Below are 21408 nucleotides of genomic sequence, written 5' to 3'. Positions count from 1 at the left end.
TAATAAAAAAACAAATTATCTTCAGATGAAAGCAGGAATTGTAGGATTACCAAATGTTGGAAAATCAACATTATTTAATTGTTTATCTAATGCAAAAGCGCAGAGTGCCAACTTTCCGTTTTGTACAATCGAACCTAATATAGGTGTAGTAAACGTTCCCGATCCGAGAATCAATAAATTAGAAGAATTGGTAAAGCCAGAACGCGTACAAATGGCAACTGTTGATATCGTAGATATCGCAGGTTTGGTAAAAGGAGCAAGTAAAGGTGAAGGTCTTGGAAACCAGTTTTTAGGAAACATTAGAGAGTGTAATGCTATCATTCACGTTTTGCGTTGTTTTGACAATGATAATATTGTACATGTTGACGGAAACGTAAACCCAATACGTGACAAAGAAACAATTGATATTGAATTGCAGTTGAAAGACCTGGAAACTGTAGAAAAACGTTTGGAAAAAGTAAATCGTGCTGCTAAAACAGGAAATAAAGAAGCGCAAACAGAAAAAGCACTTTTAGACAGAATTAGAGAGGCATTATTACAAGCAAAATCAGCTCGTACTATTACTCCTCAAAATAATGACGAAGAGGTTTTAATGGAATCTTTTCAATTAATTACAGCAAAACCAGTTTTATACGTTTGTAATGTTGACGAAAATTCAGCAGTTAACGGAAACAAATATGTAGATCAGGTTCGTGAATTAGTAAAAGACGAAGATGCTGAAGTTATTATTCTTTCTGTAGGAGCAGAAGCTGATATTACAGAATTAGAAAGCTACGAAGAGCGTCAGGTCTTCTTAGAAGATATGGGATTAACTGAGCCAGGAGCATCAGTTCTTATTCGTGCAGCTTACAAATTATTAAAACAACAAACTTACTTTACCGCTGGTGTAAAAGAAGTGCGTGCCTGGACAATCAACATTGGGGCAACAGCGCCACAGGCTGCCGGAGTAATCCACACAGATTTTGAAAAAGGTTTTATTCGTGCAGAAGTTATTTCATACGAAGATTACGTTCAATACGGTTCTGAAGCAAAAGCAAAAGAAGCAGGAAAATTCAAAGTAGAAGGAAAAGAATATGTTGTAAAAGATGGTGATGTAATGCATTTCCGTTTTAACGTATAGTTTTTTTAGAAAATAGAATAAGGAAGAACGAGAATAAACAAAAAACTGCTGGAGAAATTCAGCAGTTTTTTGTTTTTAAAGCTATTGTCATTAAAGGACAGGCCCACTTTGTCATCCTGAGGAACGAAGGATCACAAGTGTAACTCTACAAAGTTTTGGCGATTCCTTTGCGGAATTTTTGGTGTGATCCTTCGTTCCTCAGGATGACAAAAATGAGAAACTTGCCCGATCTGCAAAATCTGCGTGAAATAATTTTAAGTGTTAAAAATTTTTGGCTCAAAAATTGGTTACAGAAAACTACCAATACCTAATCCAAAAACAAACCAATTAAAATGCTAAAAAAAACTTTCAAATTTCTGGGCTGGACTATTTTCGGAATTTTCAGTTTTCTTGTTTTATATGTCCTGTCAGTTTACCTAATCTCAAAAATTACTGTTAATTCTGATATCACTCAGGTCGAAGAACAAGATGGTATTCCTATATACATTCTTTCAAATGGTGTTCACACAGATATCGTAGTGCCCGTTAAAAATGAAATCAAAGACTGGAGAAACGAAATTCAATTCAGTCAGACAAAATCAAAAGATTCTTTAATGAATTATATTGCCTTTGGCTGGGGTGACAAAGGATTTTATCTTTACACACCAGAATGGTCAGATTTAAAAGCAAGTACCGCTTTAAAAGCAGCATTTGGTGTTAGTTCATCGGCTATGCATACCACATTTTTTAAGCAATTGCATGAAAGTAAAGACTGCAAACGCATTTTGATTTCAAAAGAAGACTATAAAAATCTGGTTACTTATATTTCAGAAAGTTTCAGTGATCCAATTCATCCGCAATGGATTGAAGGCCACAGTTATGGGAAAAAAGATGCTTTCTACGAGGCAAAAGGAAGTTACAGCTTTTTTTATACCTGCAATACCTGGGCAAATAATGCATTAAAATCCGCAAATCAAAAAGCAAGTTTATGGACGGTTTATGATAAAGGGATATTTTGCCATTATGAATGATTTTGGCATTATGCAAAAAGCAATTTTAATTTTAGCCGTTATAACATTAATTATTTCATGTAAAAAAGCGGATTCTCCAGCTTGTGGCGACTGCATTGATTTATATTTTGAAAGCCCACAACCAAATAATGATTCGGAATTAGATCATTTTCCTAATAAATTCAGAGGATTATATAGGAATGATGATTCAACTTTTATTAGAATTGAAGAGGATAAAATTTTGAAAGAAAATTTTATAATTTTTAAATTCCATAAGTTAAAAATGGATTCTCTAAAATCGGAATATATTATTATTGAAGGGAAATTAGTAACCAAGGACACTAATGATAAATTTGATATGGATCTAAAGGGTGATTCAATAAAATTGTCTCAGAGATTAGTTGATACTCTTTTTAGGTTTTCATATTTTCAAAAGGCAAAACGTATTGATGGGCAGTTAGTTTTAAGTACAAAAGATTCGATTTTTTGGAATATTCAATTTCTGTCAGTAGAAAAGAATACGCTTAAATTTAAGAATCTTTATGAAGCAAAAGACCTGAAAAAGCTTGATTCTGTAACAATGGTAAAGGGAAAGATGTTAGATTCGATTTCTTTTTTGATTAAGCCAACGAGAAGGGAATTTCGAAAGATTTTAAAAATAAAAAATCTAGGATTTGATAGCGAGTATAAAAAGATTTCTCAATAATCACATGGCAAAAATGTAAAATTCAATTAAAAAGCAAGAATTTAAAATTTTGATTTAATGCGTAAATTTGAGCGTATTTCAAAAAAGACGGCGAATGAAAATCAAAAATATCTTTTCCAAAGCATGGTTTCTATTAAAGAATACTTTTTTAGAATTCAACGATGACAATGCGATTAAACTGAGTGCTGCATTATCGTATTATACCATATTTGCATTGCCTCCTTTGTTGATTATTATCATTACTATTTGCGGATTCTTTTTTGGAGAAGATGCGGTAACAGGCCAATTATACGGACAAATAAACGGAATGGTAGGTAATAGTGCAGCGATCCAAATTCAGGAAGCTATAAAAAATGTGCAATTGTCTGGTGATAATATGTTCGCAACCGTCTTTGGAATCGTGATGCTGCTAATAGGAGCCTCGGGAGTTTTTGCCGAAATACAAAGTTCAATTAATTTTATTTGGGGATTACGTGCCAAGCCAGATAAAGGAGTTAAAAAATTTATTCAGAATCGGTTAATGTCTTTCTCGATGATTGCTTCTGTAGGTTTTTTAATGCTGGTAAGTCTTTTGGTTAATACAACATTAGATTTAGTCAGCGCACGTTTAAAGATATACTTTCCGGAAAGTACCGTTTATTTATTTTACATCGTAAATGTTATAATTGTTCTGGCTAGTATTACACTTCTTTTTACCATAATTTTCAGAACCCTTCCAGATGGAAAAATAAGATGGAAAGATGCTTTTATAGGATCTGGCGTTACTGCGGTGCTTTTTATGATTGGTAAATTTGCAATCGGTTTTTACCTTGGAAGTTCTACTGTAGCTTCAGTTTACGGCGCTGCGGGATCTGTGATAATTATTTTGGTCTGGGTGTATTATTCGGCAATTATTCTGTATTTTGGAGCAGAATTTACCAAAGTATATGCAAAATCTTACGGTGGTAAAATTTATCCAAACGAATACTCAGTTGAGATTCAAAAGGAGATTTATGAAATCGAGAATAATACTTAGCCACAGATCAAAAAGATTTTTATAAGGGAATTAAAATTTTAATTTTGAGCATCTTAAAAAATCTATGGCAAGAACTTTGCTGTCAACAAAATTAAAATACCACAATATGAAAATAATTGCCTTTGGAGGAAGTAACAGCCAGCATTCTATCAATAAAAAACTAGCAACTTATGCAGCAAATTTATTTGAAAATGCCGACGTTGAAGTTTTAGATTTAAATGATTATGCAATGCCATTGTTCAGTGTTGATATTGAAAAAGAAATTGGGCAGCATGAAACAGCAAAATCGTTTTTAAGCAAATTAGATACTGCCGATATTTTGGTTGTTTCTTTAGCAGAAAATAATTCAAATTATTCTACAGCCTTCAAAAATATTTTCGACTGGAGTTCAAGAATTACCAAAGAAGTTTTTCGTCAGAAACCAATGCTGCTTTTGGCAACTTCTCCGGGGGGCAGAGGTGGAGCTTCAGTTTTAGAAATTGCAAATAACGCTTTGCCAAGATACGGCGCGCAGATAAAAGCTACTTTTTCTTTACCGGCCTTTAATGCAAATTTTGATGTCGAGAAAAATCAAATTTCAAATCCAGAGTTAGATAAAGAATTAAAAGATATAATAAAAGCCAGTTTCTAAGTCAATGACAATAAAAAATACCACAATAATTTGTCTTTTTCTGAATCTCTTTTTTTTGCATGCTGCTTTTTCGCAAAAGTATAACGCTGTTGATAAGATAGTATTAAAATATCCAAAACAGTTTGACACAACAGAAAAATTAGCAGAAAGAATCCAGAAAGATTTTACTTCAGACTATGATAAAGCGCGAGCAATTTACAGTTGGATTGCCTTCAATGTAAAATACGATTTAGCCACTTATCTAAATCCGCCAAGGGCAAAAGGATTCAGCTATTCCACAGAACAGGAAAAACAAAAGAAATTGCAACAGCTCAATGAAAGAGAACTAAATAAGGTTTTTAAGTCTCAAAAAGCTGTTTGTGAGGGTTTTACTATTTTGTATAGTCATGTCGCTTCTTTAGTCGGTTTGAAATGCGAGATTGTAAGAGGAGATTCTAAAACCAGACTAAATGATATTGGGAGAGAAGAGACTTCATCAAATCATGCCTGGAACATGGTGCTGATTGACGGTAAATGGCGATTGGTTGATGTCACCTGGGGAGAAGGATATTTTGATCAGAGTAAAGGAAAATTGACCAAAGATTTTACACCTATATACTTTGATATGGCTCCCAAGTATTTTTTTGCCAAACATTTTCCCGATTCGGGTACTTTTCTGGGAGAAAGATTAAGTAAAGATGATTTTCTGAACAGTCCATTAATTTACAATAATACAATCGAAGGTGATCATGAAATTGTCGAACCAAAATCGGGTTTAATTGAAGTTAAAAATGGCGAAAAGGTTACATTCAGAATTAAAAATATCTCCAAAACAGATCAGTTTTTTTATGTCAATAAAAAAAACCAGGCGGTAAAAGTTGAAAATCCAAAAGAAAAAAGAGGCGGTTTAGAATTTGAAGTGACATTCGATAAAAATATTGGTCAGTTTATTACATTTTATTTAGGCGAGAGCAGTCTTGTTTCTTTTAAAGTCATCCAGAAATAAAACAACTGTCAGGCCGTTTTATTCTTTTGCTGAATTGGTGTATCTTTAAGTTTTGTAAAATTAACAGCAAAACAGGTTATGGAAACAACTTTCCTAAAATCGATTTTAGATAACGACTTCTACAAATTCACAATGCAGCATGCCGTAATTAAGCTTTTCCCTAAGGCAAAAGTTCGTTATGGTTTTATCAATCGTGGAAAACATGTCTTTCCTCCCGGATTTGCTGATTTGCTCCGAAAATCGGTTAATGCAATGGCTGATCTACGATTGACTAAAGAAGAAAAACGTTATTTAGCACATTACTGCCATTATCTTGATCCCACCTATCTTGATTTTTTGCAAGGATATAGTTTTGATCCATCAGAAGTAGAAATCAAACAGCACGGCTCAGACATAGAAGTTACAGTTGAAGGTTTCTGGTACCGGACCATTTTATGGGAAGTTCCGTTAATGGCCTTGATTTCAGAACTTTTTTATAAAACAAATCATTTATTCCGTTTAAATGATGAAGCAATTAAAAGCCTGACCAAAGAAAAAATTGACAAGTACAACAAACTTGAAGTTTCGATTTTAGAATTCGGGACAAGACGCCGCCATTCTTACGATGTGCATGTTTTGGTAAACGAAACTTTAAATAGCTTTGGCGGTGAAAGTTTTATCGGTACGAGCAATGTGCATTTTGCAATGGTCAATAATAAACGCCCTCTGGGAACACATGCACACGAGTGGTTTATGTTTCATGCAGCGCAATACGGTTTTAAAATGGCTAATTCAATTAGTCTGGAACATTGGACAAAAGTTTATGGTGGTGATCTTGGAATTGCTCTAACAGACACTTACACAACAGATATATTTTTCAGTCAGTTTGATAAAAAATACTCCAAACTTTTTGACGGTGTCCGTCACGACAGCGGAGATCGATTGAATTTGCCCAGAAAGTGATTTCGCATTATACTAAAATGGGAATTGATCCAAAATCAAAAGCTATAGTTTTCTCCGATTCACTCCATTATGATAAAGTAAAAGCAATCACAGACTTCTGCAAAGACAAAATAAAAATGTCTTTTGGAATCGGAACAAATTTCACCAATGATGTTGGGCTTCCTGCAATGAATATGGTGATTAAACTAACCGACACAAAACCCGATAATACACATTGGCAGGGCGTTGTAAAACTTTCTGATGAAAAAAATAAAAATACGGGAACTCCCGAAATGATTGCTTTGGCCAAAGAAGTTTTAGGAATCAAATAGTATATTTTTTTGTTTTGCAGCTCATTTTTGATGCTTTTAATGTTGATATTATTTTAAAATCAATTTAAATAAAATTCAAAGCTGTTATTATTCGTAACAAAAAATAAATACGCTTTTATTTTTTAGCGAGAAATGGTACATTAGCCGAAAATCCAATTCATTTATGCTAGAGCAAAATCAATATAACGAAGATAATATCCGATCACTCGACTGGAAAGAGCATATCCGTATGCGTCCGGGAATGTATATCGGAAAATTAGGAGACGGATCTTCGCCGGATGACGGTATTTATATTCTTTTAAAAGAGGTTTTAGACAACTGTATTGATGAGTTCGTTATGGGCTCAGGAAAAACAATCGAAGTAACCATTAAAGATAAAACGGTTTCTGTTCGGGATTACGGACGAGGAATTCCGTTAGGAAAAGTAGTCGATGTAGTTTCGAAAATGAACACAGGAGGAAAGTATGATTCTAAAGCTTTCCAGAAATCAGTTGGTTTAAACGGTGTGGGAACAAAAGCGGTTAATGCTTTGTCCAACTATTTCCGTGTAGAATCTGTTCGTGATGAAAAACAAAAAGCGGCAGAATTTTCTGGAGGAAATTTAGTTTTAGAAGAAGATGTGATTGAAACCACAAAGCGAAAAGGAACAAAAGTAACTTTCACGCCAGACGAAACCATCTTCAAAAACTACAAATTCCGTATGGAATATGTAATTAAAATGGTTAAAAACTATTGCTACCTAAACAATGGTTTAACGATTATTTTTAACGGAGAAAAATACATTTCTGAAAATGGACTTCGTGATTTATTAGAAGAAACCATTAGCGAAGATGATTTAGAATATCCGATTATTCACTTGAAAGATCATGATATTGAGATCGCTTTAACGCACAGTAAAACGCAATACAGCGAAGAATATCACTCTTTTGTAAACGGACAGAATACGACTCAGGGAGGTACGCATTTAGCAGCCTATCGTGAAGCAATCGTAAAAACCATTCGTGAGTTTTACAACAAAAATTTCGAAGCATCAGACGTTCGTAAATCGATTGTAAGTGCGATTAGTATTAAAGTGATGGAACCGGTTTTTGAGTCTCAGACCAAAACCAAATTAGGTTCTACCGATATGGGTTCTGATGACGGAACTCCGGCAGTTTCTGTACGTACTTTTGTAAATGATTTTGTTAAAAACAAACTTGACAATTATTTACATAAAAATCCGCCAACTGCAGAAGCCTTATTGCGTAAGATCCTGCAGGCAGAACGCGAGCGTAAAGAATTATCAGGAATTAGAAAACTGGCAACAGACCGTGCAAAAAAAGCCAATCTTCATAATAAAAAATTAAGAGATTGCCGTGCGCATCTTCCGGATACAAAAAACCCAAGAAACTTAGAAAGTACACTTTTTATTACCGAGGGAGATTCGGCTTCCGGATCTATTACAAAATCGCGTGACGTAAATACACAAGCTGTTTTTAGTTTGCGAGGTAAACCTTTGAACTCCTACGGGATGAGTAAAAAAATCGTGTATGAGAACGAAGAATTTAATTTATTGCAAGCCGCTTTGGATATTGAAGATGGATTGGAAAAATTGCGTTATAACAACATCGTAATCGCAACAGATGCCGATGTCGACGGAATGCACATTCGTTTACTACTGATTACTTTCTTCTTGCAGTTTTTTCCTGAATTAATTAAAGAAGGACATTTGTACATTTTGCAAACGCCTCTTTTCAGGGTTCGTAATAAGAAAGAAACGATTTATTGTTATTCTGAGGAAGAAAGGAGAGATGCTATAGAGAAATTGAAACCAAAACCGGAAATTACCCGATTTAAAGGTTTGGGAGAGATTTCGCCTGATGAGTTTAAAAACTTCATTGGAGAAACCATTCGCCTTGACCCAATTATGATGGATAAGAACACTTCGATTGAGCAGTTATTATCTTTCTATATGGGAAAAAACACACCGGACAGACAAGAGTTTATTATCAAGAACCTGAAGGTAGAATTGGATACGATTGAAGAAATATAAAGATGGAGAAGAAAAAATTGATGTACGCAGCAATTGTATTTATGGTAAGTTTTGTTTTAACGTATACTTTGATTAAAAAGTATAAAAATCAGCAAAATAAAGAAGCAGTTGAAAAAATTAAGGTAAAATAAAATAATATCGGAATCAAAATAAATGAAAGACGAAGAAGACGATAACATAATTCCAAACGACGGCGAGAATAATTCAGATGACAACCCGATTGAAAACAATCTGGATGGCGATGAAGATGAAATTATCGACGTAGACGCTAAACATTTTGAGGGACAGCATTTTTACGAAAATGAGGAAGAAGAAGGCGAAGACGTTATTACGAAAGTAACCGGAATGTACAAAGACTGGTTTCTGGATTATGCTTCATACGTAATTCTGGAGCGTGCAGTTCCTGCTATCGAAGACGGATTTAAACCAGTTCAGCGTCGTATTATGCACTCCTTAAAAGAGTTGGATGATGGTCGTTATAATAAAGTTGCCAATGTAGTAGGTCACACTATGCAATATCACCCACACGGAGATGCGAGTATTGGTGACGCTATGGTGCAAATTGGACAAAAGGATTTATTGATTGACTGCCAGGGAAACTGGGGAAATATTCTAACAGGTGACGGAGCAGCAGCTTCCCGTTACATCGAGGCACGTTTATCTAAATTTGCTTTGGAAGTTTTGTATTCACCAAAAATTACAGATTGGGGTGTTTCGTATGACGGTCGCCGTGCAGAACCAAACAATCTTCCGGTAAAATTTCCATTGCTTTTGGCACAAGGAGCAGAAGGTATTGCGGTTGGTTTATCGACGAAAGTTTTGCCTCATAATTTCAATGAATTAATCGATGCTTCGATTAAAATATTAAAAGGAAAACCTTTTACGCTTTATCCTGATTTCATGACTGCCGGTATTGCAGACGTTTCCAACTATAATGACGGAATGCGTGGCGGGCGTGTGCGTGTGCGCGCTAAGATTTCGCAATTAGATAAAAATACATTAGTAATAACGCAGATTCCGTTTTCTACGAATACTTCGACTTTGATTGACAGTATTTTGAAAGCCAATGACAAAGGTAAAATCAAAATCAAGAAGATTGAAGATAATACTGCGGCTGATGTTGAAATTCTGATTCATCTTTTCCCGGGTGTTTCTCCCGATAAAACAATTGATGCTTTATTTGCTTTTACTGCCTGCGAAACTTCTGTAGCGCCTTTAGGATGCGTAATCGAAGATAATAAGCCGTTGTTTATCGGAGTTTCTGAAATGTTGAAAATATCAACACACAGAACAGTTGATTTACTTCGTCAGGAATTAGAAATTCATTTAGAAGAGTTAAAAAATAAATGGCATTTCTCTACTTTGGAGAAAATCTTCATTCGTGAAGAAATGTATATTGATTTTAAATTATATTCTGATAGAGAATCTCTTTATACCTATTTGTATGACCGCTTTGAGCCTTTCAAAAAATCATTTGTCAGAGAAATCAATGACGACGATTTACAGCGATTGACTCAGATTCCGATGATTCGTATTACTCGTTTTGACTCTGATAAAGCAGATGATTTTATAGCGAAGTTAGAAGACGAAATGAAGGAAGTAGAGCATAACTTAGCGCATTTAACTGATTTTGCTATTGCTTACTTTACCAAATTAAAAGAGAAATACGGAAAAGGTCGTGAACGTCAAACGGAGCTTCGTGTCTTTGATAATGTTGAGGCTACAAAAGTAGTTTTGCGTAACACAAAACTTTTTGTAAACCGCGAAGAAGGATTTGTTGGAACCAGTTTAAAAAAGGACGAATATGTAGCCGATTGTTCTGATATTGATGATGTAATTGTGTTTTTACGCGATGGTAAAATGATGATTACAAAGGTAGATGCCAAAACATTCATTGGAAAAGATATCATACATGTTGCTGTTTTTGATAAAAGTGATAAGCGTACGATTTATAATATGATTTACCGTGACGGGAAATCAGGGCCTTCTTATATTAAGCGTTTTAATGTTTCGGGAGTAACAAGAGACAAATCTTATGATTTGACTAATGGAAGCAATGGTTCTCAGGTAGTTTATTTTTCTCATAATCCGAATGGAGAGGCCGAAGTAGTTACTATTTTATTGCGCCAGATCGGAACTATCAAAAAATTGAAATTTGATATTGATTTTGCTGCTTTGGCAATTAAAGGCCGTGCATCAAAAGGAAATTTGGTTACAAAGTACCCAATCAAGAAAATTGAATTAAAAGAAAAAGGAATTTCTACCTTATTGCCTAGAAAAGTTTGGTTTGATGATACCGTAAAACGACTAAATGTTGATGGACGAGGCGAATTATTGGGCGAGTTTAAACCAAACGATAAGATATTAGTAATAAGCCAGACAGGAAAGCTTAAAGTGATTATTCCCGAATTATCGACTCATTTTGATGAGGATATGATCGTTTTGGAAAAATGGAAACCTAAAAAGCCAATTTCTGCGATTTATTATGACGGTGAAAAAGAGCGTTATTTCTTAAAACGTTTCTTAGTTGAAACAGAAAATAAGGAAGAAAGTTTTATTACAGACCATCCAAATTCGCAGTTAGAAATTGTGTCTACAGATTATCGCCCTGTTGCACAATTAATTTTTGCAAAAGTAAAAGGAGTTCAAAAAGAGGATCTGCATATAGATGTTGAAGACTTTATAGCTGTAAAAGGTTTTAAAGCGCTTGGAAACCAACTTACGACTGATAAAATAAAACAGGTTAATTTATTAGACCCGCTTCCATATGAAGAACCTGTTGAAGAAATTCCTGAAAAACCGGAATTGCCAGAAGATGATGCGGTTGAAACAGAATTGGACGACGATGGTCAGATAGGTTTGGTTTTAGAATAAAGTAAATAAAAAAACCGCTGGGATTTAATTCTTAGCGGTTTGTTTATTTATAATTTTAAAGTTTAATTTTCAACAGAAAGCATTTTTTGTTTAATCCATTTAACTTCATTATTTTCGATAATTATCAAGACAGCATCACCATCTTTAAGTTCCCCGGAAATTATTTTTTTTGCCAAAGGTCTTCTCAAATGACTTCTTATAATGCTTTTAATTGGTCTTGCGCCGTATTTGGCATTAAATCCGCTCTGGGCAAGATAAACTTTAGCTTCAATTGGAATTTCAACATTAATATTTATATTCTTTAATAAATCCATAAATTCCTTTTTAAGATGGATTTCAAATATCTTAAGAGCATTTTCCTTACTGATAGGTGCAAAAGGTACAATTTCAGTTAACCGGCCTAAGAACTCAGGTCTGAAATAGTTACCCATAATTTCCATTAAAGAAGTTGAACTTGGAATTTCACCGTTATTGAAAGTGCTTACAATATGATCAGCTCCAATATTTGAAGTGAAAAGAATAATAGCATTCGAAAAATCACCTTCTTTTCCCAATCTATCATGCAATTTTCCTTCATCCATAATTTGAAGGAAAACATCAAAAACCGAAGGATGTGCCTTTTCAATTTCATCAAACAGAACAATAGAGTAGGGTTTTTGCCTAATTTTGTTTACTAAGAGGCCACCTTCCTCGTATCCAACATAACCAGGAGGTGCACCAGGAAATGGAAACCTCGTTTGATCCTGTAGTATCAATGCTGCTGAATGCATTATCGTATGAATTAGAAAAGGTAGCGCATGAACTGGAAGATTCAAAAACACGAGTAGTAGAAAGAGTATTAGAAATTATGTTTCCCGAAGTTGCTTCGGGTGCTAAGCCTGCCAGAACAATCGTTCATGCTTTGCCAATAGAGAACAATTTAAAGATTTCCTTGCAAAATCAAATGAAGGTAAACAGAAGGATTCATAATATTTACAATCCGTTGGACCCTATAATGAAAGAAGTTGCTTTTTCACCAACTTTAGAAGTTAAATTGTCTTCTTGTGAGGTAAAATTTATGGCCTACGAAAGAAATCTATACAAAATCTCTAATCTTTTTTATAAAGATACTGTTCATGATTATAAGGAAACTTTACGATCTGGAGAAGTTGTTTTGGGTATTAAATTGCTAGGCGAAAATGTATTAGACCTAGAAGATTTAATGCTATATATTGATATCAAAAATACGCATCAAAAAGAGATGTTTCATTATTATTTAAAACAAATGAAATGTTTTCATGATGATATAGAAATAAAGGTAGAGGAAGGATACAATGTATCTATAAGCAATCTGGATATCGAAAATATAATCAATCGCAATTATACACACCTAAGTGAAATAATGCAGGAAGTAAACGAGTACTATTTTGATAATTTTTATACACTAAAAGGCGTTTTAAAATATAAGGAAATAAAAAATTACAGACCTGAATATATTCATTTAAACGAAATTACCAAAGATGATGGCGATACTATTATTTGGATAAAAATGGTTTTTCCTGAATCACTTGTTCCTCAAATAATAGATAACATTTCTTTTACGGCAAATTGTTTTCCTGCCATTAATAAAAAGCATCATAGTACAGGAAAGACATTCGGAACTTTTTTGTCTTACGTTTCTCTTGATACTGCCAATGATATTTATCTTGATGTTGATTCGGTTATAGATTCATCAAATTATCAGTACGAAATAAAAGAGTTTAAAGATGGCGTTCTGGACGAAGGAAATGCTGTATTGAGAACGGGAGGAGTCTCAAGATTTGATTCTAGGAGTGCTTCTGAATTACTTCAAAATGTTTTAGATTTATTAAAAGATGAAAGCTCTTCATTTTCTGGCTTAGGGAAAGATTTTATGAATAGTTCTCTGGTTGAAATCAATCAGCTTTTAGCTTCTGTAGAACAGCAGGCAAAAGAAAGAAGTTTTTCTAAAAATAATGATCCTTATTTAATGATTAAACCTAAAGATAATGAAACTGCTGGTAAATCATTTACGATAAGTTATTGGTCAACTTGTGCTGAAGAAGGGAATGATATAAAAGCAGGAACTATTTTAGACGCAAAAGAGGATTTATTTTTTATAAGTCAGACGGTTACATTGATGACAAATACTACTGGAGGATTAAACAAACAAAATAACAAAGACAGAATTCTAGCCTACAGAAATGCACTATTGACACGTGGCAGAATTGTAACTTTTGCGGATATTAAGGCTTTTGGATTTAACCATTTTAAAAATTCAATTGAAGATATTAAAACAGAGAAAGGCACAAGAAAAGAAATATCTGTAAAAGCAGGCTTTAGCAGAACGGTCGATATTTATATTAAAACCAATCCTGCAGAGAAAAAACATCTTTCTAGTGCCGAATGGGAATATTTATGTGATAGTTTTATGAAACATCTTAAAAACAGGTCTTCAAATGTGTTTCCGTATCGATTGTTTATAGAAGATTAGTTTTTATGAAAGCCTGTTTCAAAATCAGGCTTTTACTTAAACAAAGAATTCAAGTTAACTGGTTTTTTCTCTTTTAGTTTCTTTACAATTTTTAAAAATGCAATTGCAGTAATATAAGCATCTCCCAAAGCAGTATGTCTGTCTTTTTTAGAAATATCAAATTTATCGGCAAGATCATCGAGCGTATAATGATCTTTTCTTTCAAATAAATGCGATTTTATTAAAGTCCTTTTGTATAAATGCGCCGTATCTAAAGTTTTGTTTGTTAGTACAGGCAAACCATTTCTCTCTAAAGCTTTATTAATCATTGTTATGTCAAAAATTGTGTGATGTGCAATAATTATAGAATCTCCTAAAAAATCTAAAAATTGCTGCAAAGCTTCTGACTCACCAGGACGTTGAATAATAAAAGCTCTTAAAATACCATGAATTTGTGCTGTCGATTTATCGTAATGATCTTGTTCAATATAAACTTCAAAACTATCCTGAACAGCAATCACCCCATTTTGCAAAGACAAAGCCCCAATACATAAAATTCGGTCATTTTCGTAATCAAAACCCGTTGTTTCTGTATCCAGAACAACAAATCTGGTTTCCTCGACAGAAATCGTTTCATCGAATAGACTTTCTTCTTTTTTCCACAAATTGAATAATCCCATTTTATACCAGATTTGAAATATTAAAACGAACCGAAATAAGTTCCTGAAGTTCTTTAATAGTTTTAAAAGTACGTTTTAATTTAATTTTTTCCATTTTTGATAAAGATTCCAATGCTATGAATTGTCCAGAATCATTATGTAAAAGACCTTGTTTAGTCCTGAATTTTAATAAAGCCTTAAAGGAATAAGAGCACGATAAGTACAATTCCCTATTGTTGGGTTCCAGCTCCGCCAATTTTTCAAAACGTTCTGCGGTGTTGCTTATGGATTTTACAGAATGTGATAAAATCAACACCCTTGCAGCATCAGTAAGAGGCATTAATGCCCTTCTTTTAATATCAAAGTTATCTTTGTTTGCACCATCCTGTTCAACTAAAAACTGTCTAAAAAAGCCAGTAGGAGAAGGGCTTTGCAAAGCACCGCTTACTAAGTGGACATAAAAGACAGGATTTGCTTTTACAGTTTCAAAAATGTAATCCGAAAGGCTGTTGGTGATTTCAGCATCTCCATAAGTTAAGCTATAATCAAAAAATATAAAAGATAGTAAAACTTCATTTTTTCCCGGATTTGTAATCCAATGGTGTACCTGATTTTTCCATTCATCAAGACTCATACACCATTTTGTATTTGAGGCCATCATTTCGGCAGGACAATAATCATAGCCAATATCAAAAAGACCTTTGTTGACAAGTTTGGCGAACTTTAAAAAATAAATTCGGGTTTCGTCTCTAAATACCTCATTTACATTTTCGTAAACAATCGCATTATCCTGATCGGTGTGCAGCATTTGTTCTCCTCTTCCCTGACTTCCAAGTGCCAGCCATGCAAATTTTACAGGCGGGGGACTGCTCATTTTTTCCAGACAAATCTCAATGACACGAGTCGTACAGGCTTCATTAAGTTCTGTTATGATTTTAGAAATCAAAGTCATCGGAATATTTTGATCCAAATATCCCTGAAGCAATTGCATAATACGGTTTCGGATAGGCTTTATTTCCTTTGTTTTTTTAGCTCTTTTCAAGGCTTTGATTAAAACTGCCGGATTATTTCCCAAAGCTACCATTACATCATGTTTAGACAAAATCCCCACAGCTTTGGTGTTAACTGTACCGTCTTTGGTGAGACATAAATGACTGATATTACTTTTCATCATTGCCATTTGTGCCTCTGTAACCGTCATTTTTTTAGAATAAGTAATAACAGGTTTTGTCATGATAGTTTCTGCAGTTGTGGTAATGGGAAAATCTCCTGTGACAATTTTATTACGAAGATCTTTATCTGTCAAAATTCCAATTGGCAGCATTTCATCCACAATTAAAATTGCACCGACTTTCTTTTTGCTCATAATCCTGGCAATTTCCTTAACGGTTGTTGATGGACTGCAAGTCACTATTTTTTTTGAATATTTTATTGGGGCTAAATCAAAAGAATCATTGTTTGAATGACGATTCTCATTCAATAAATCATCATCACCATACAGTTTATCTTTATGAATATCTGAGTACGGATTTCGGGTATTAGAAGCGTAACTTTCGATCAGGAAATTTCCAACATTTCTATTTTCAAGTGCATAGGGTTTAAAAACTGCAATAGGAACGGCATATAAAATACTTTCTTCATGCGTTACAGCTTCCATGATATAATTTTCCTGTGCCAAAAGCGGACGTAATCCAAAAATATCCCCTTCGTCGCACATGTCCAAAACCACATTTTTCTGATTTTTCTTTAAAGCCACAGCGCCTTTATGAACAACATAGAAAGAATCATGTGTTTCTTCGTTTTCGGCAAAAATTACAGCATCTTTATCTTTATAAACAATAGAAATTTGTTCAGAAAGTTTTTCAAGATCTTTTTGATGCAAAAAACTAAACGGCGGATAATTTTTTAAGAAGTCGGCAACTCTCTGGGAAATGGTATTTTTCATTTGGTTAGATTAGAGTTCTAAATTACTATTAAAAATAGAAATGTAAAAGAAACACCATTAAAAAAAAAATCTCAAAAAAAAGCTCCAAAAACTGGAGCTTCAATAGTATATAAATCAGATTTAATCAATTTTAACAACCGTTCCGCGTTGTTTTTCCTCAGAGCCAACCATACCAAATTCAAATGTGTAAGAATCTTTGGTTGTTGTTAGGATTTTCATATTAATAGCCTTTTCTTCGGCCATATTTTTAGGATGTTTTTTTTGCAGAATATATTCGCAATCGCTTACCCAACGTACGGTAGATGTATCGGTTTTGCCATCAAAAGTTTCAATTTCAATACTGTCTTTGCGTTCAAAAATCGTTGTTTTTTTTACACCGTTTACTTCAAATTCAAATTTAAATTTCCCGTTTTTAAAATCCTTGCAATTGTGTTCTGCGTTATAACATGATACTAAGGCCAATAACGGAAGTAAGAATATAATTTTTTTCATAATTAATTGTATGTTGTATTTTAAGAATGCTCAATTCCTTTGCGGCCAGAGCCGTCATTTTGACTATTTTAGCCTTTTGAGTTCATCATCGGTAAAGTTCTTAATTTCTTTCTCTTTGGCAAACTTTTCGGCATTGTAACTTCCGGATTTATTTTTTGGAATTGACAAACTGCTCCAGTCACTTTTTTTCAATTGTTTGGCATAAAAAACAATCTGCCCAATATGATATGGATAATGCGCCAGTTGGCGATTTATGGCTTCGATAACTGTATGGCCTTCATTTCTAATGTAAATGATATCAGAAAGTTGTTCCGGTTTTAGTTCATTTAGCGCATTTTCAAAACAATCCCAGCCTTTGTTCCATACAGACAAAACTTCTTGTTTGTTTTGCAAATCATTTTCAAATTCGGCATCTCGTTTTCGCCATTCTTTTTCACCATCAGAAGTTAAAAAGTCTGTCCAGCGCGAAAGCATATTTCCCGAAATATGTTTTACGATTGTAGCAATGCTATTAGTATCTTCATTTACAGCAACAAAAAGCTGTTCAGGCTCCAGTTGTTCCATGGCTTTTTCGCCTAAAGCTTTATAATATAAAAATTGCTTTTTTGCACTTTCTAAATAGGAATTATCGGCACTCATAATCAAATGATTTTAATATCGTATTTGTCTAAAAGCCCTTCAATTCCCTGAGTTGAGAATTGTGCTTTTCGCATCGGATTAAATTCCGGGTCAATTTTGTAATTATAAGCCGTTCTAAAATCAACTCCGGCTAATTGTGTTTCATTAAAGATTGCTCCTTCAAGGTTACAATTATTAAAAACAGAACTGGTTAAATTTACGCCAATAAAAGTAACATCACGTAAAGAAGAATTTATAAACTTTGTTTTTGGCATTTTCTTATTTGAAAAAGCAGCATAATCTAAACTGCATTCTTCAAAATAAACCTGAAATAAAAAATCATCACATTCATTAAAAGCAATTCCGAGAAGTTTGCAATTTTTAAAAGTTATATTTTTTAAGCTAGTTCCGGCCAGACTTGTCATTGACAAGTTACAATCGACAAATTCACAGTCTAAAAAACTGTTGTAAGCAAAATTACTGTTCGAGAAATCACAGTTTTTAAAAACACAATCTTCAAACTCCCGATTGTTTATTTTTTTGTCAATATAAATGACTTTTTCAAATGTTTTCTGAATGTGGATCAGACTTTCCATAGTATCGTTTTTGCAGGTTTATTAAATTGAAAATTAGTCATTAAACAAACCTTTCATAATGATTTTTAATCCATAAAAAATTAAAAACATAGCACTTAAACAAGCAATGATACCAATTCCTAATACCAAATAATGCCAAGCGGTGTGCTGATTCATAAATGCATTATAAATCAACGAAGGCCCAATAAATAATAAAGGCAATGAACCCGATAGATATTTAATTCCTTTTCCTAATAACTGTTTGTTTGTTGCCATTTTTAAAAAGATAGTTGCATCCCTATTCCGTTTCTATTTGTTATGAGACTCATTTTGTCAACCGAAAATCCAACTTTCCCGGCAGATGAATTATTGTAACCATCAATTGCAGACTCAATTTTTTTTGTGCGTCCTGATAGAACAGGTATTGAAATTAAGGTAGCTGCCAAACCTACATAAGTTAGAGCAGTTGGGTATTTTATATCCTGTGTTAGACCTCCTACTAAGTCTGCTGCAGTTAAACCAAGTCCAAATCCTAAAAGGAACCCTCCGGCCTTGCTTTTTGTTCTCCCTGCATTATATGTTGCTAAAAGTTCAGGCTGTGATGACAATAAATTTTTCACTTCGGCATTTGATAATTTTTGACCATTTGAATCTAATATTTTACCTTTTTGATAACTAAGCTGCTGAGAAAAAGAGCATACAGAAATTAATAAGAATAGTAGAATCAGAATTTTTGTTTTCATGTTAAAGTAGAATGTAAGGATTATATTTTATTGAAGTTGTCAACTGCATTTCTCACGCTGCCGTATTTTTTTAATAATTCAGAAGCTTCTTCATAAGAAACGGGAATTTCTCCCATGATCATTTTCACTCCACGATCTACTAATTTGATATTACTTAACTGCATATCGACCATTTTGTTTCCTTTTACTTTTCCAAGCTGGATCATAGCTGCAGTAGAAATCATGTTTAAAACCAATTTCTGAGCTGTTCCTGCCTTCATTCTCGAACTTCCCGTAACGAATTCCGGACCCACTACAACTTCTACAGGAAATTGTGCAGTCAACGCCAATGGACTTCCTGCATTATTAGTAATACAACCCGTAAGGATATTATTTTGGTTACAAGTTTCTAAACCGCCAATGACATAAGGTGTAGTACCAGAAGCCGCAATCCCGATTACAACATCATTTGCACCAATATTATGAGCTTGCAGATCAATCCAGGCTTGGGTTGCATTGTCCTCGGCATTTTCTACCGCACGACGAATAGCAGTGTCACCGCCGGCAATGATTCCGTTTACTAAATCAAAAGGAACTCCAAAAGTAGGGGGACATTCAGAAGCATCAACAACACCCAGACGTCCTGATGTTCCGGCACCAATATAAAATAGTTTTCCGCCCAGCTTTAGCTTAGTCACTACTTGTGCTACAAGGGTTTCTATTTGGGGTATGGCTTTTTCTACTGCATCAGGAACTGTTTTGTCTTCATTATTAATGTTGGTAAGCAGTTCATGAACTGACATTTTCTCCAAATGTTCGTATTTTGAAGATTGTTCGGTTGTTTTTGTAAAGGTCATTTTTTACTGAAATAGTTATCCTCCAAAATTAAACTTTTTTATCGCAATTTGGGAAAAATCAGAAAGCAAAGTCACTATGATTTTAAATCTTTTTTGAATGATTTCTTTTGATGAAACCACTTTGTAAATCTTGTTGGAACAAGTAAAATATTATATTTGTTAAATAATAGGAGATAAATGGATCAATTAGTTTTATTAGAAGGGATAGCCCGGATTTCAGTTTTTGTTTCTTTGCTAATGGCATTTTTTCTGCTGACTGTTAAAACCGACAATAAACTCGCTAACCGTTTATTTGCTTTCTTTTTTATATTCTCTGCTATTGATCTCAGCGGGTTTTTTATGTATATGTATACAGAGAATCACAGGAATCTTGAGATTTTCAGATCGACTTTCTGTTTGTTAGGAATGCCGTCGTTTTATCTTTATGTGATGGCTGCCTGCTATTCTGATTTTAGATTACAATGGAAACATTTAGTTCATCTGATCCCTTTTATAATTATCAATTTGCTTTTTATTCCCAGAATTTACATCAGTATTGATGAAGGAAGTTTTATTGGGCCTTTAAATCAAATGTCTGAAACTTACTTTATTCAGATTTTGATTGAATTTCAATATGTATTTTATATTGTGAGTGTATTTTTGATTTTGAAAAAATACAAAGAAATCTATTTAGAAAATTACACCAATCCAGGTACTTCGACTTACAAATGGCTTTTTCAGATGACATGTGTTTTTCTTGCGGCACATTCTGTTGTAGCATTAAAAAATATAATACGATACAGTGGTTTTAGGGAAGTTTTCCTTTGGGCAAATGTTCTTGTTGGCACTATTGCCTTATTTATAACCTGCTGGTTTATAATGAAAGCACTAAAGCATCCGGAACTTTTCAGGGGAGTTAATTCTAAATTGAAACTTACAAAAGATATCCTTCCAGAAGTAGAGGAGAAGCCTGAGTCTGCAAATGAGCAAAACGATTTGATAAGAAGACAGATAACAGAACTGAAATACTATATGACCGAAAAAGAACCTTTTCTTGATCCATCCCTTACTATTCAGGAACTGAGTAATCAGATTAATATTCCGGTTCGGGATTTATCCATTTTGATTAATCATCATATTGACCAGCATTTTTTTGATTTTGTAAATGAATACCGTATTCAGAAAGCAATGAATATTTTAAAGGATCAGTCGAAAAGCCAGCTTACGGTTCTTGAAATTTTATACGAAGTGGGGTTCAATTCAAAATCTTCGTTTAATACTTCTTTTAAGAAATATACAAATCTGACACCGACAGCCTACAGAAATAGTTGAAAATAAACTATTTGTAAAAAGTCGTACTTCATGGCCAATAAAGTCGAACCAATTTCTGTGATAGAAAATGGTTCGACTTTTTTTGTCGGTCGCGTACGGAGATTTTCTAAGGCAACTTTGCTTCAAATTAATCGAACAAGTTAAAATTAGAAAT

Annotated in this window: 19 protein-coding genes and 2 pseudogenes; 12 read left to right on the top strand and 9 right to left on the bottom strand. The window is 33.7% G+C overall.

Features of this window, described 5'->3' with window-relative positions:
- Positions 1–25: 25 nt before the first annotated feature.
- The 10 genes and pseudogenes from ychF (at position 26) to JOD96_RS17425 (ending at position 11605) form a co-directional block, all read left to right on the top strand.
- Positions 26–1120 carry a redox-regulated ATPase YchF gene (gene ychF, locus JOD96_RS17465; protein WP_209565513.1) on the top strand — a complete coding sequence of 365 codons (1095 nt, stop codon included), beginning with the start codon at positions 26–28 and terminating at the stop codon, positions 1118–1120.
- 332 nt (positions 1121–1452) lie between these two features.
- Entirely contained in the window at positions 1453–2130 is a 678-nt protein-coding gene (locus JOD96_RS17460; protein ID WP_209565512.1) for a TIGR02117 family protein, read from the top strand.
- The gene (locus JOD96_RS17455; protein WP_209565511.1) at positions 2099–2815 is read left to right on the top strand and encodes a hypothetical protein; all 717 of its coding nucleotides are present in this window, start codon (positions 2099–2101) and stop codon (positions 2813–2815) included. The genes JOD96_RS17460 and JOD96_RS17455 overlap by 32 nt, the downstream gene beginning before the upstream one ends.
- Before the next feature lie 94 nt (positions 2816–2909).
- A complete protein-coding gene (locus JOD96_RS17450; RefSeq protein ID WP_209565510.1) occupies positions 2910–3830 on the top strand; it encodes a YihY/virulence factor BrkB family protein in 921 nt (306 codons plus the stop codon).
- Between the two features lie 106 nt (positions 3831–3936).
- Positions 3937–4461, top strand: a complete 525-nt coding sequence (locus tag JOD96_RS17445; RefSeq protein WP_209565509.1) for an NADPH-dependent FMN reductase — start codon at positions 3937–3939, stop codon at positions 4459–4461.
- 4 nt (positions 4462–4465) lie between these two features.
- The gene (locus JOD96_RS17440) at positions 4466–5446 is read left to right on the top strand and encodes a transglutaminase domain-containing protein (protein WP_209565508.1); all 981 of its coding nucleotides are present in this window, start codon (positions 4466–4468) and stop codon (positions 5444–5446) included.
- 78 nt (positions 5447–5524) lie between these two features.
- Positions 5525–6699, top strand: a pseudogene (gene pncB, locus JOD96_RS17435) (nicotinate phosphoribosyltransferase).
- A 163-nt stretch (positions 6700–6862) separates the two neighbouring features.
- Complete coding sequence (locus tag JOD96_RS17430) at positions 6863–8731, top strand: DNA topoisomerase IV subunit B (protein ID WP_209565507.1); 1869 nt, start codon at positions 6863–6865, stop codon at positions 8729–8731.
- 2 nt (positions 8732–8733) lie between these two features.
- A complete protein-coding gene (locus tag JOD96_RS22545; RefSeq protein ID WP_262898525.1) occupies positions 8734–8862 on the top strand; it encodes a hypothetical protein in 129 nt (42 codons plus the stop codon).
- Positions 8863–8884: 22 nt separating this feature from the next.
- A complete protein-coding gene (locus JOD96_RS17425; RefSeq protein WP_209565506.1) occupies positions 8885–11605 on the top strand; it encodes a DNA gyrase/topoisomerase IV subunit A in 2721 nt (906 codons plus the stop codon).
- Positions 11606–11667: 62 nt separating this feature from the next.
- Here JOD96_RS17425 and JOD96_RS17420 read toward each other — a convergent pair.
- A pseudogene (locus JOD96_RS17420) lies at positions 11668–12372 on the bottom strand (AAA family ATPase); the annotation flags it as partial.
- Between JOD96_RS17420 and JOD96_RS17415 the strand changes: the two are divergent.
- Complete coding sequence (locus JOD96_RS17415; protein ID WP_209565505.1) at positions 12330–14096, top strand: type VI secretion system baseplate subunit TssF; 1767 nt, start codon at positions 12330–12332, stop codon at positions 14094–14096. The pseudogene JOD96_RS17420 and the gene JOD96_RS17415 overlap by 43 nt on opposite strands.
- 32 nt (positions 14097–14128) lie before the next feature.
- On the opposite strand, the gene JOD96_RS17410 is transcribed toward JOD96_RS17415, so the two are convergent.
- The 8 genes from JOD96_RS17410 to murQ form a co-directional block, all read right to left on the bottom strand.
- Positions 14129–14755 (bottom strand): PolC-type DNA polymerase III, encoded by a 627-nt coding sequence (locus JOD96_RS17410; protein WP_209565504.1) that lies wholly within the window; start codon positions 14753–14755, stop codon positions 14129–14131.
- A gap of 1 nt (position 14756) precedes the next feature.
- A complete protein-coding gene (locus JOD96_RS17405) occupies positions 14757–16679 on the bottom strand; it encodes a DUF294 nucleotidyltransferase-like domain-containing protein (protein ID WP_209565503.1) in 1923 nt (640 codons plus the stop codon).
- Positions 16680–16799: 120 nt separating this feature from the next.
- The gene (locus tag JOD96_RS17400; RefSeq protein ID WP_209565502.1) at positions 16800–17171 is read right to left on the bottom strand and encodes a DNA topoisomerase IV; all 372 of its coding nucleotides are present in this window, start codon (positions 17169–17171) and stop codon (positions 16800–16802) included.
- Between the two features lie 63 nt (positions 17172–17234).
- Positions 17235–17810 carry a DUF1572 family protein gene (locus JOD96_RS17395; protein WP_209565501.1) on the bottom strand — a complete coding sequence of 192 codons (576 nt, stop codon included), beginning with the start codon at positions 17808–17810 and terminating at the stop codon, positions 17235–17237.
- Positions 17811–17812: 2 nt separating this feature from the next.
- A complete protein-coding gene (locus tag JOD96_RS17390) occupies positions 17813–18385 on the bottom strand; it encodes a pentapeptide repeat-containing protein (RefSeq protein WP_209565500.1) in 573 nt (190 codons plus the stop codon).
- A 33-nt stretch (positions 18386–18418) separates the two neighbouring features.
- Complete coding sequence (locus tag JOD96_RS17385) at positions 18419–18640, bottom strand: DUF6095 family protein (protein WP_209565499.1); 222 nt, start codon at positions 18638–18640, stop codon at positions 18419–18421.
- Between the two features lie 2 nt (positions 18641–18642).
- A complete protein-coding gene (locus JOD96_RS17380) occupies positions 18643–19107 on the bottom strand; it encodes a hypothetical protein (RefSeq protein ID WP_209565498.1) in 465 nt (154 codons plus the stop codon).
- Positions 19108–19127: 20 nt separating this feature from the next.
- Positions 19128–19943 carry an N-acetylmuramic acid 6-phosphate etherase gene (gene murQ, locus JOD96_RS17375; RefSeq protein WP_209565497.1) on the bottom strand — a complete coding sequence of 272 codons (816 nt, stop codon included), beginning with the start codon at positions 19941–19943 and terminating at the stop codon, positions 19128–19130.
- A gap of 177 nt (positions 19944–20120) precedes the next feature.
- Between murQ and JOD96_RS17370 the strand changes: the two genes are divergently transcribed.
- Entirely contained in the window at positions 20121–21254 is a 1134-nt protein-coding gene (locus JOD96_RS17370; protein WP_209565496.1) for a helix-turn-helix domain-containing protein, read from the top strand.
- The last annotated feature ends 154 nt before the right edge of the window (positions 21255–21408 follow it).

The organism is Flavobacterium sp. 1355, assembly GCF_017833415.1.
Lineage (GTDB): Bacteria > Bacteroidota > Bacteroidia > Flavobacteriales > Flavobacteriaceae > Flavobacterium.
The sequence above is the reverse complement of the archived record's forward strand: the minus strand, read 5'-3'. Positions and strand labels throughout refer to the sequence as shown.

What these genes read in the sequence shown, in the direction of transcription:
- JOD96_RS22545 (WP_262898525.1), top strand. Translation starts at nt 8,734, where the DNA reads ATGGAGAAGAAAAAATTGATGTACGCAGCAATTGTATTTATGGTAAGT.
- JOD96_RS17400 (WP_209565502.1), bottom strand. Translation starts at nt 17,171, where the DNA reads ATGAAAAAAATTATATTCTTACTTCCGTTATTGGCCTTAGTATCATGT.
- JOD96_RS17385 (WP_209565499.1), bottom strand. Translation starts at nt 18,640, where the DNA reads ATGGCAACAAACAAACAGTTATTAGGAAAAGGAATTAAATATCTATCG.
- JOD96_RS17450 (WP_209565510.1), top strand. Translation starts at nt 2,910, where the DNA reads ATGAAAATCAAAAATATCTTTTCCAAAGCATGGTTTCTATTAAAGAAT.
- murQ (WP_209565497.1), bottom strand. Translation starts at nt 19,943, where the DNA reads ATGACCTTTACAAAAACAACCGAACAATCTTCAAAATACGAACATTTG.
- JOD96_RS17440 (WP_209565508.1), top strand. Translation starts at nt 4,466, where the DNA reads ATGACAATAAAAAATACCACAATAATTTGTCTTTTTCTGAATCTCTTT.
- JOD96_RS17410 (WP_209565504.1), bottom strand. Translation starts at nt 14,755, where the DNA reads ATGGGATTATTCAATTTGTGGAAAAAAGAAGAAAGTCTATTCGATGAA.
- ychF (WP_209565513.1), top strand. Translation starts at nt 26, where the DNA reads ATGAAAGCAGGAATTGTAGGATTACCAAATGTTGGAAAATCAACATTA.
- JOD96_RS17425 (WP_209565506.1), top strand. Translation starts at nt 8,885, where the DNA reads ATGAAAGACGAAGAAGACGATAACATAATTCCAAACGACGGCGAGAAT.
- JOD96_RS17370 (WP_209565496.1), top strand. Translation starts at nt 20,121, where the DNA reads ATGGATCAATTAGTTTTATTAGAAGGGATAGCCCGGATTTCAGTTTTT.
- JOD96_RS17405 (WP_209565503.1), bottom strand. Translation starts at nt 16,679, where the DNA reads ATGAAAAATACCATTTCCCAGAGAGTTGCCGACTTCTTAAAAAATTAT.
- JOD96_RS17415 (WP_209565505.1), top strand. Translation starts at nt 12,330, where the DNA reads ATGGAAACCTCGTTTGATCCTGTAGTATCAATGCTGCTGAATGCATTA.
- JOD96_RS17395 (WP_209565501.1), bottom strand. Translation starts at nt 17,810, where the DNA reads ATGAGTGCCGATAATTCCTATTTAGAAAGTGCAAAAAAGCAATTTTTA.
- JOD96_RS17455 (WP_209565511.1), top strand. Translation starts at nt 2,099, where the DNA reads ATGATAAAGGGATATTTTGCCATTATGAATGATTTTGGCATTATGCAA.
- JOD96_RS17460 (WP_209565512.1), top strand. Translation starts at nt 1,453, where the DNA reads ATGCTAAAAAAAACTTTCAAATTTCTGGGCTGGACTATTTTCGGAATT.
- JOD96_RS17390 (WP_209565500.1), bottom strand. Translation starts at nt 18,385, where the DNA reads ATGGAAAGTCTGATCCACATTCAGAAAACATTTGAAAAAGTCATTTAT.
- JOD96_RS17445 (WP_209565509.1), top strand. Translation starts at nt 3,937, where the DNA reads ATGAAAATAATTGCCTTTGGAGGAAGTAACAGCCAGCATTCTATCAAT.
- JOD96_RS17430 (WP_209565507.1), top strand. Translation starts at nt 6,863, where the DNA reads ATGCTAGAGCAAAATCAATATAACGAAGATAATATCCGATCACTCGAC.
- JOD96_RS17380 (WP_209565498.1), bottom strand. Translation starts at nt 19,107, where the DNA reads ATGAAAACAAAAATTCTGATTCTACTATTCTTATTAATTTCTGTATGC.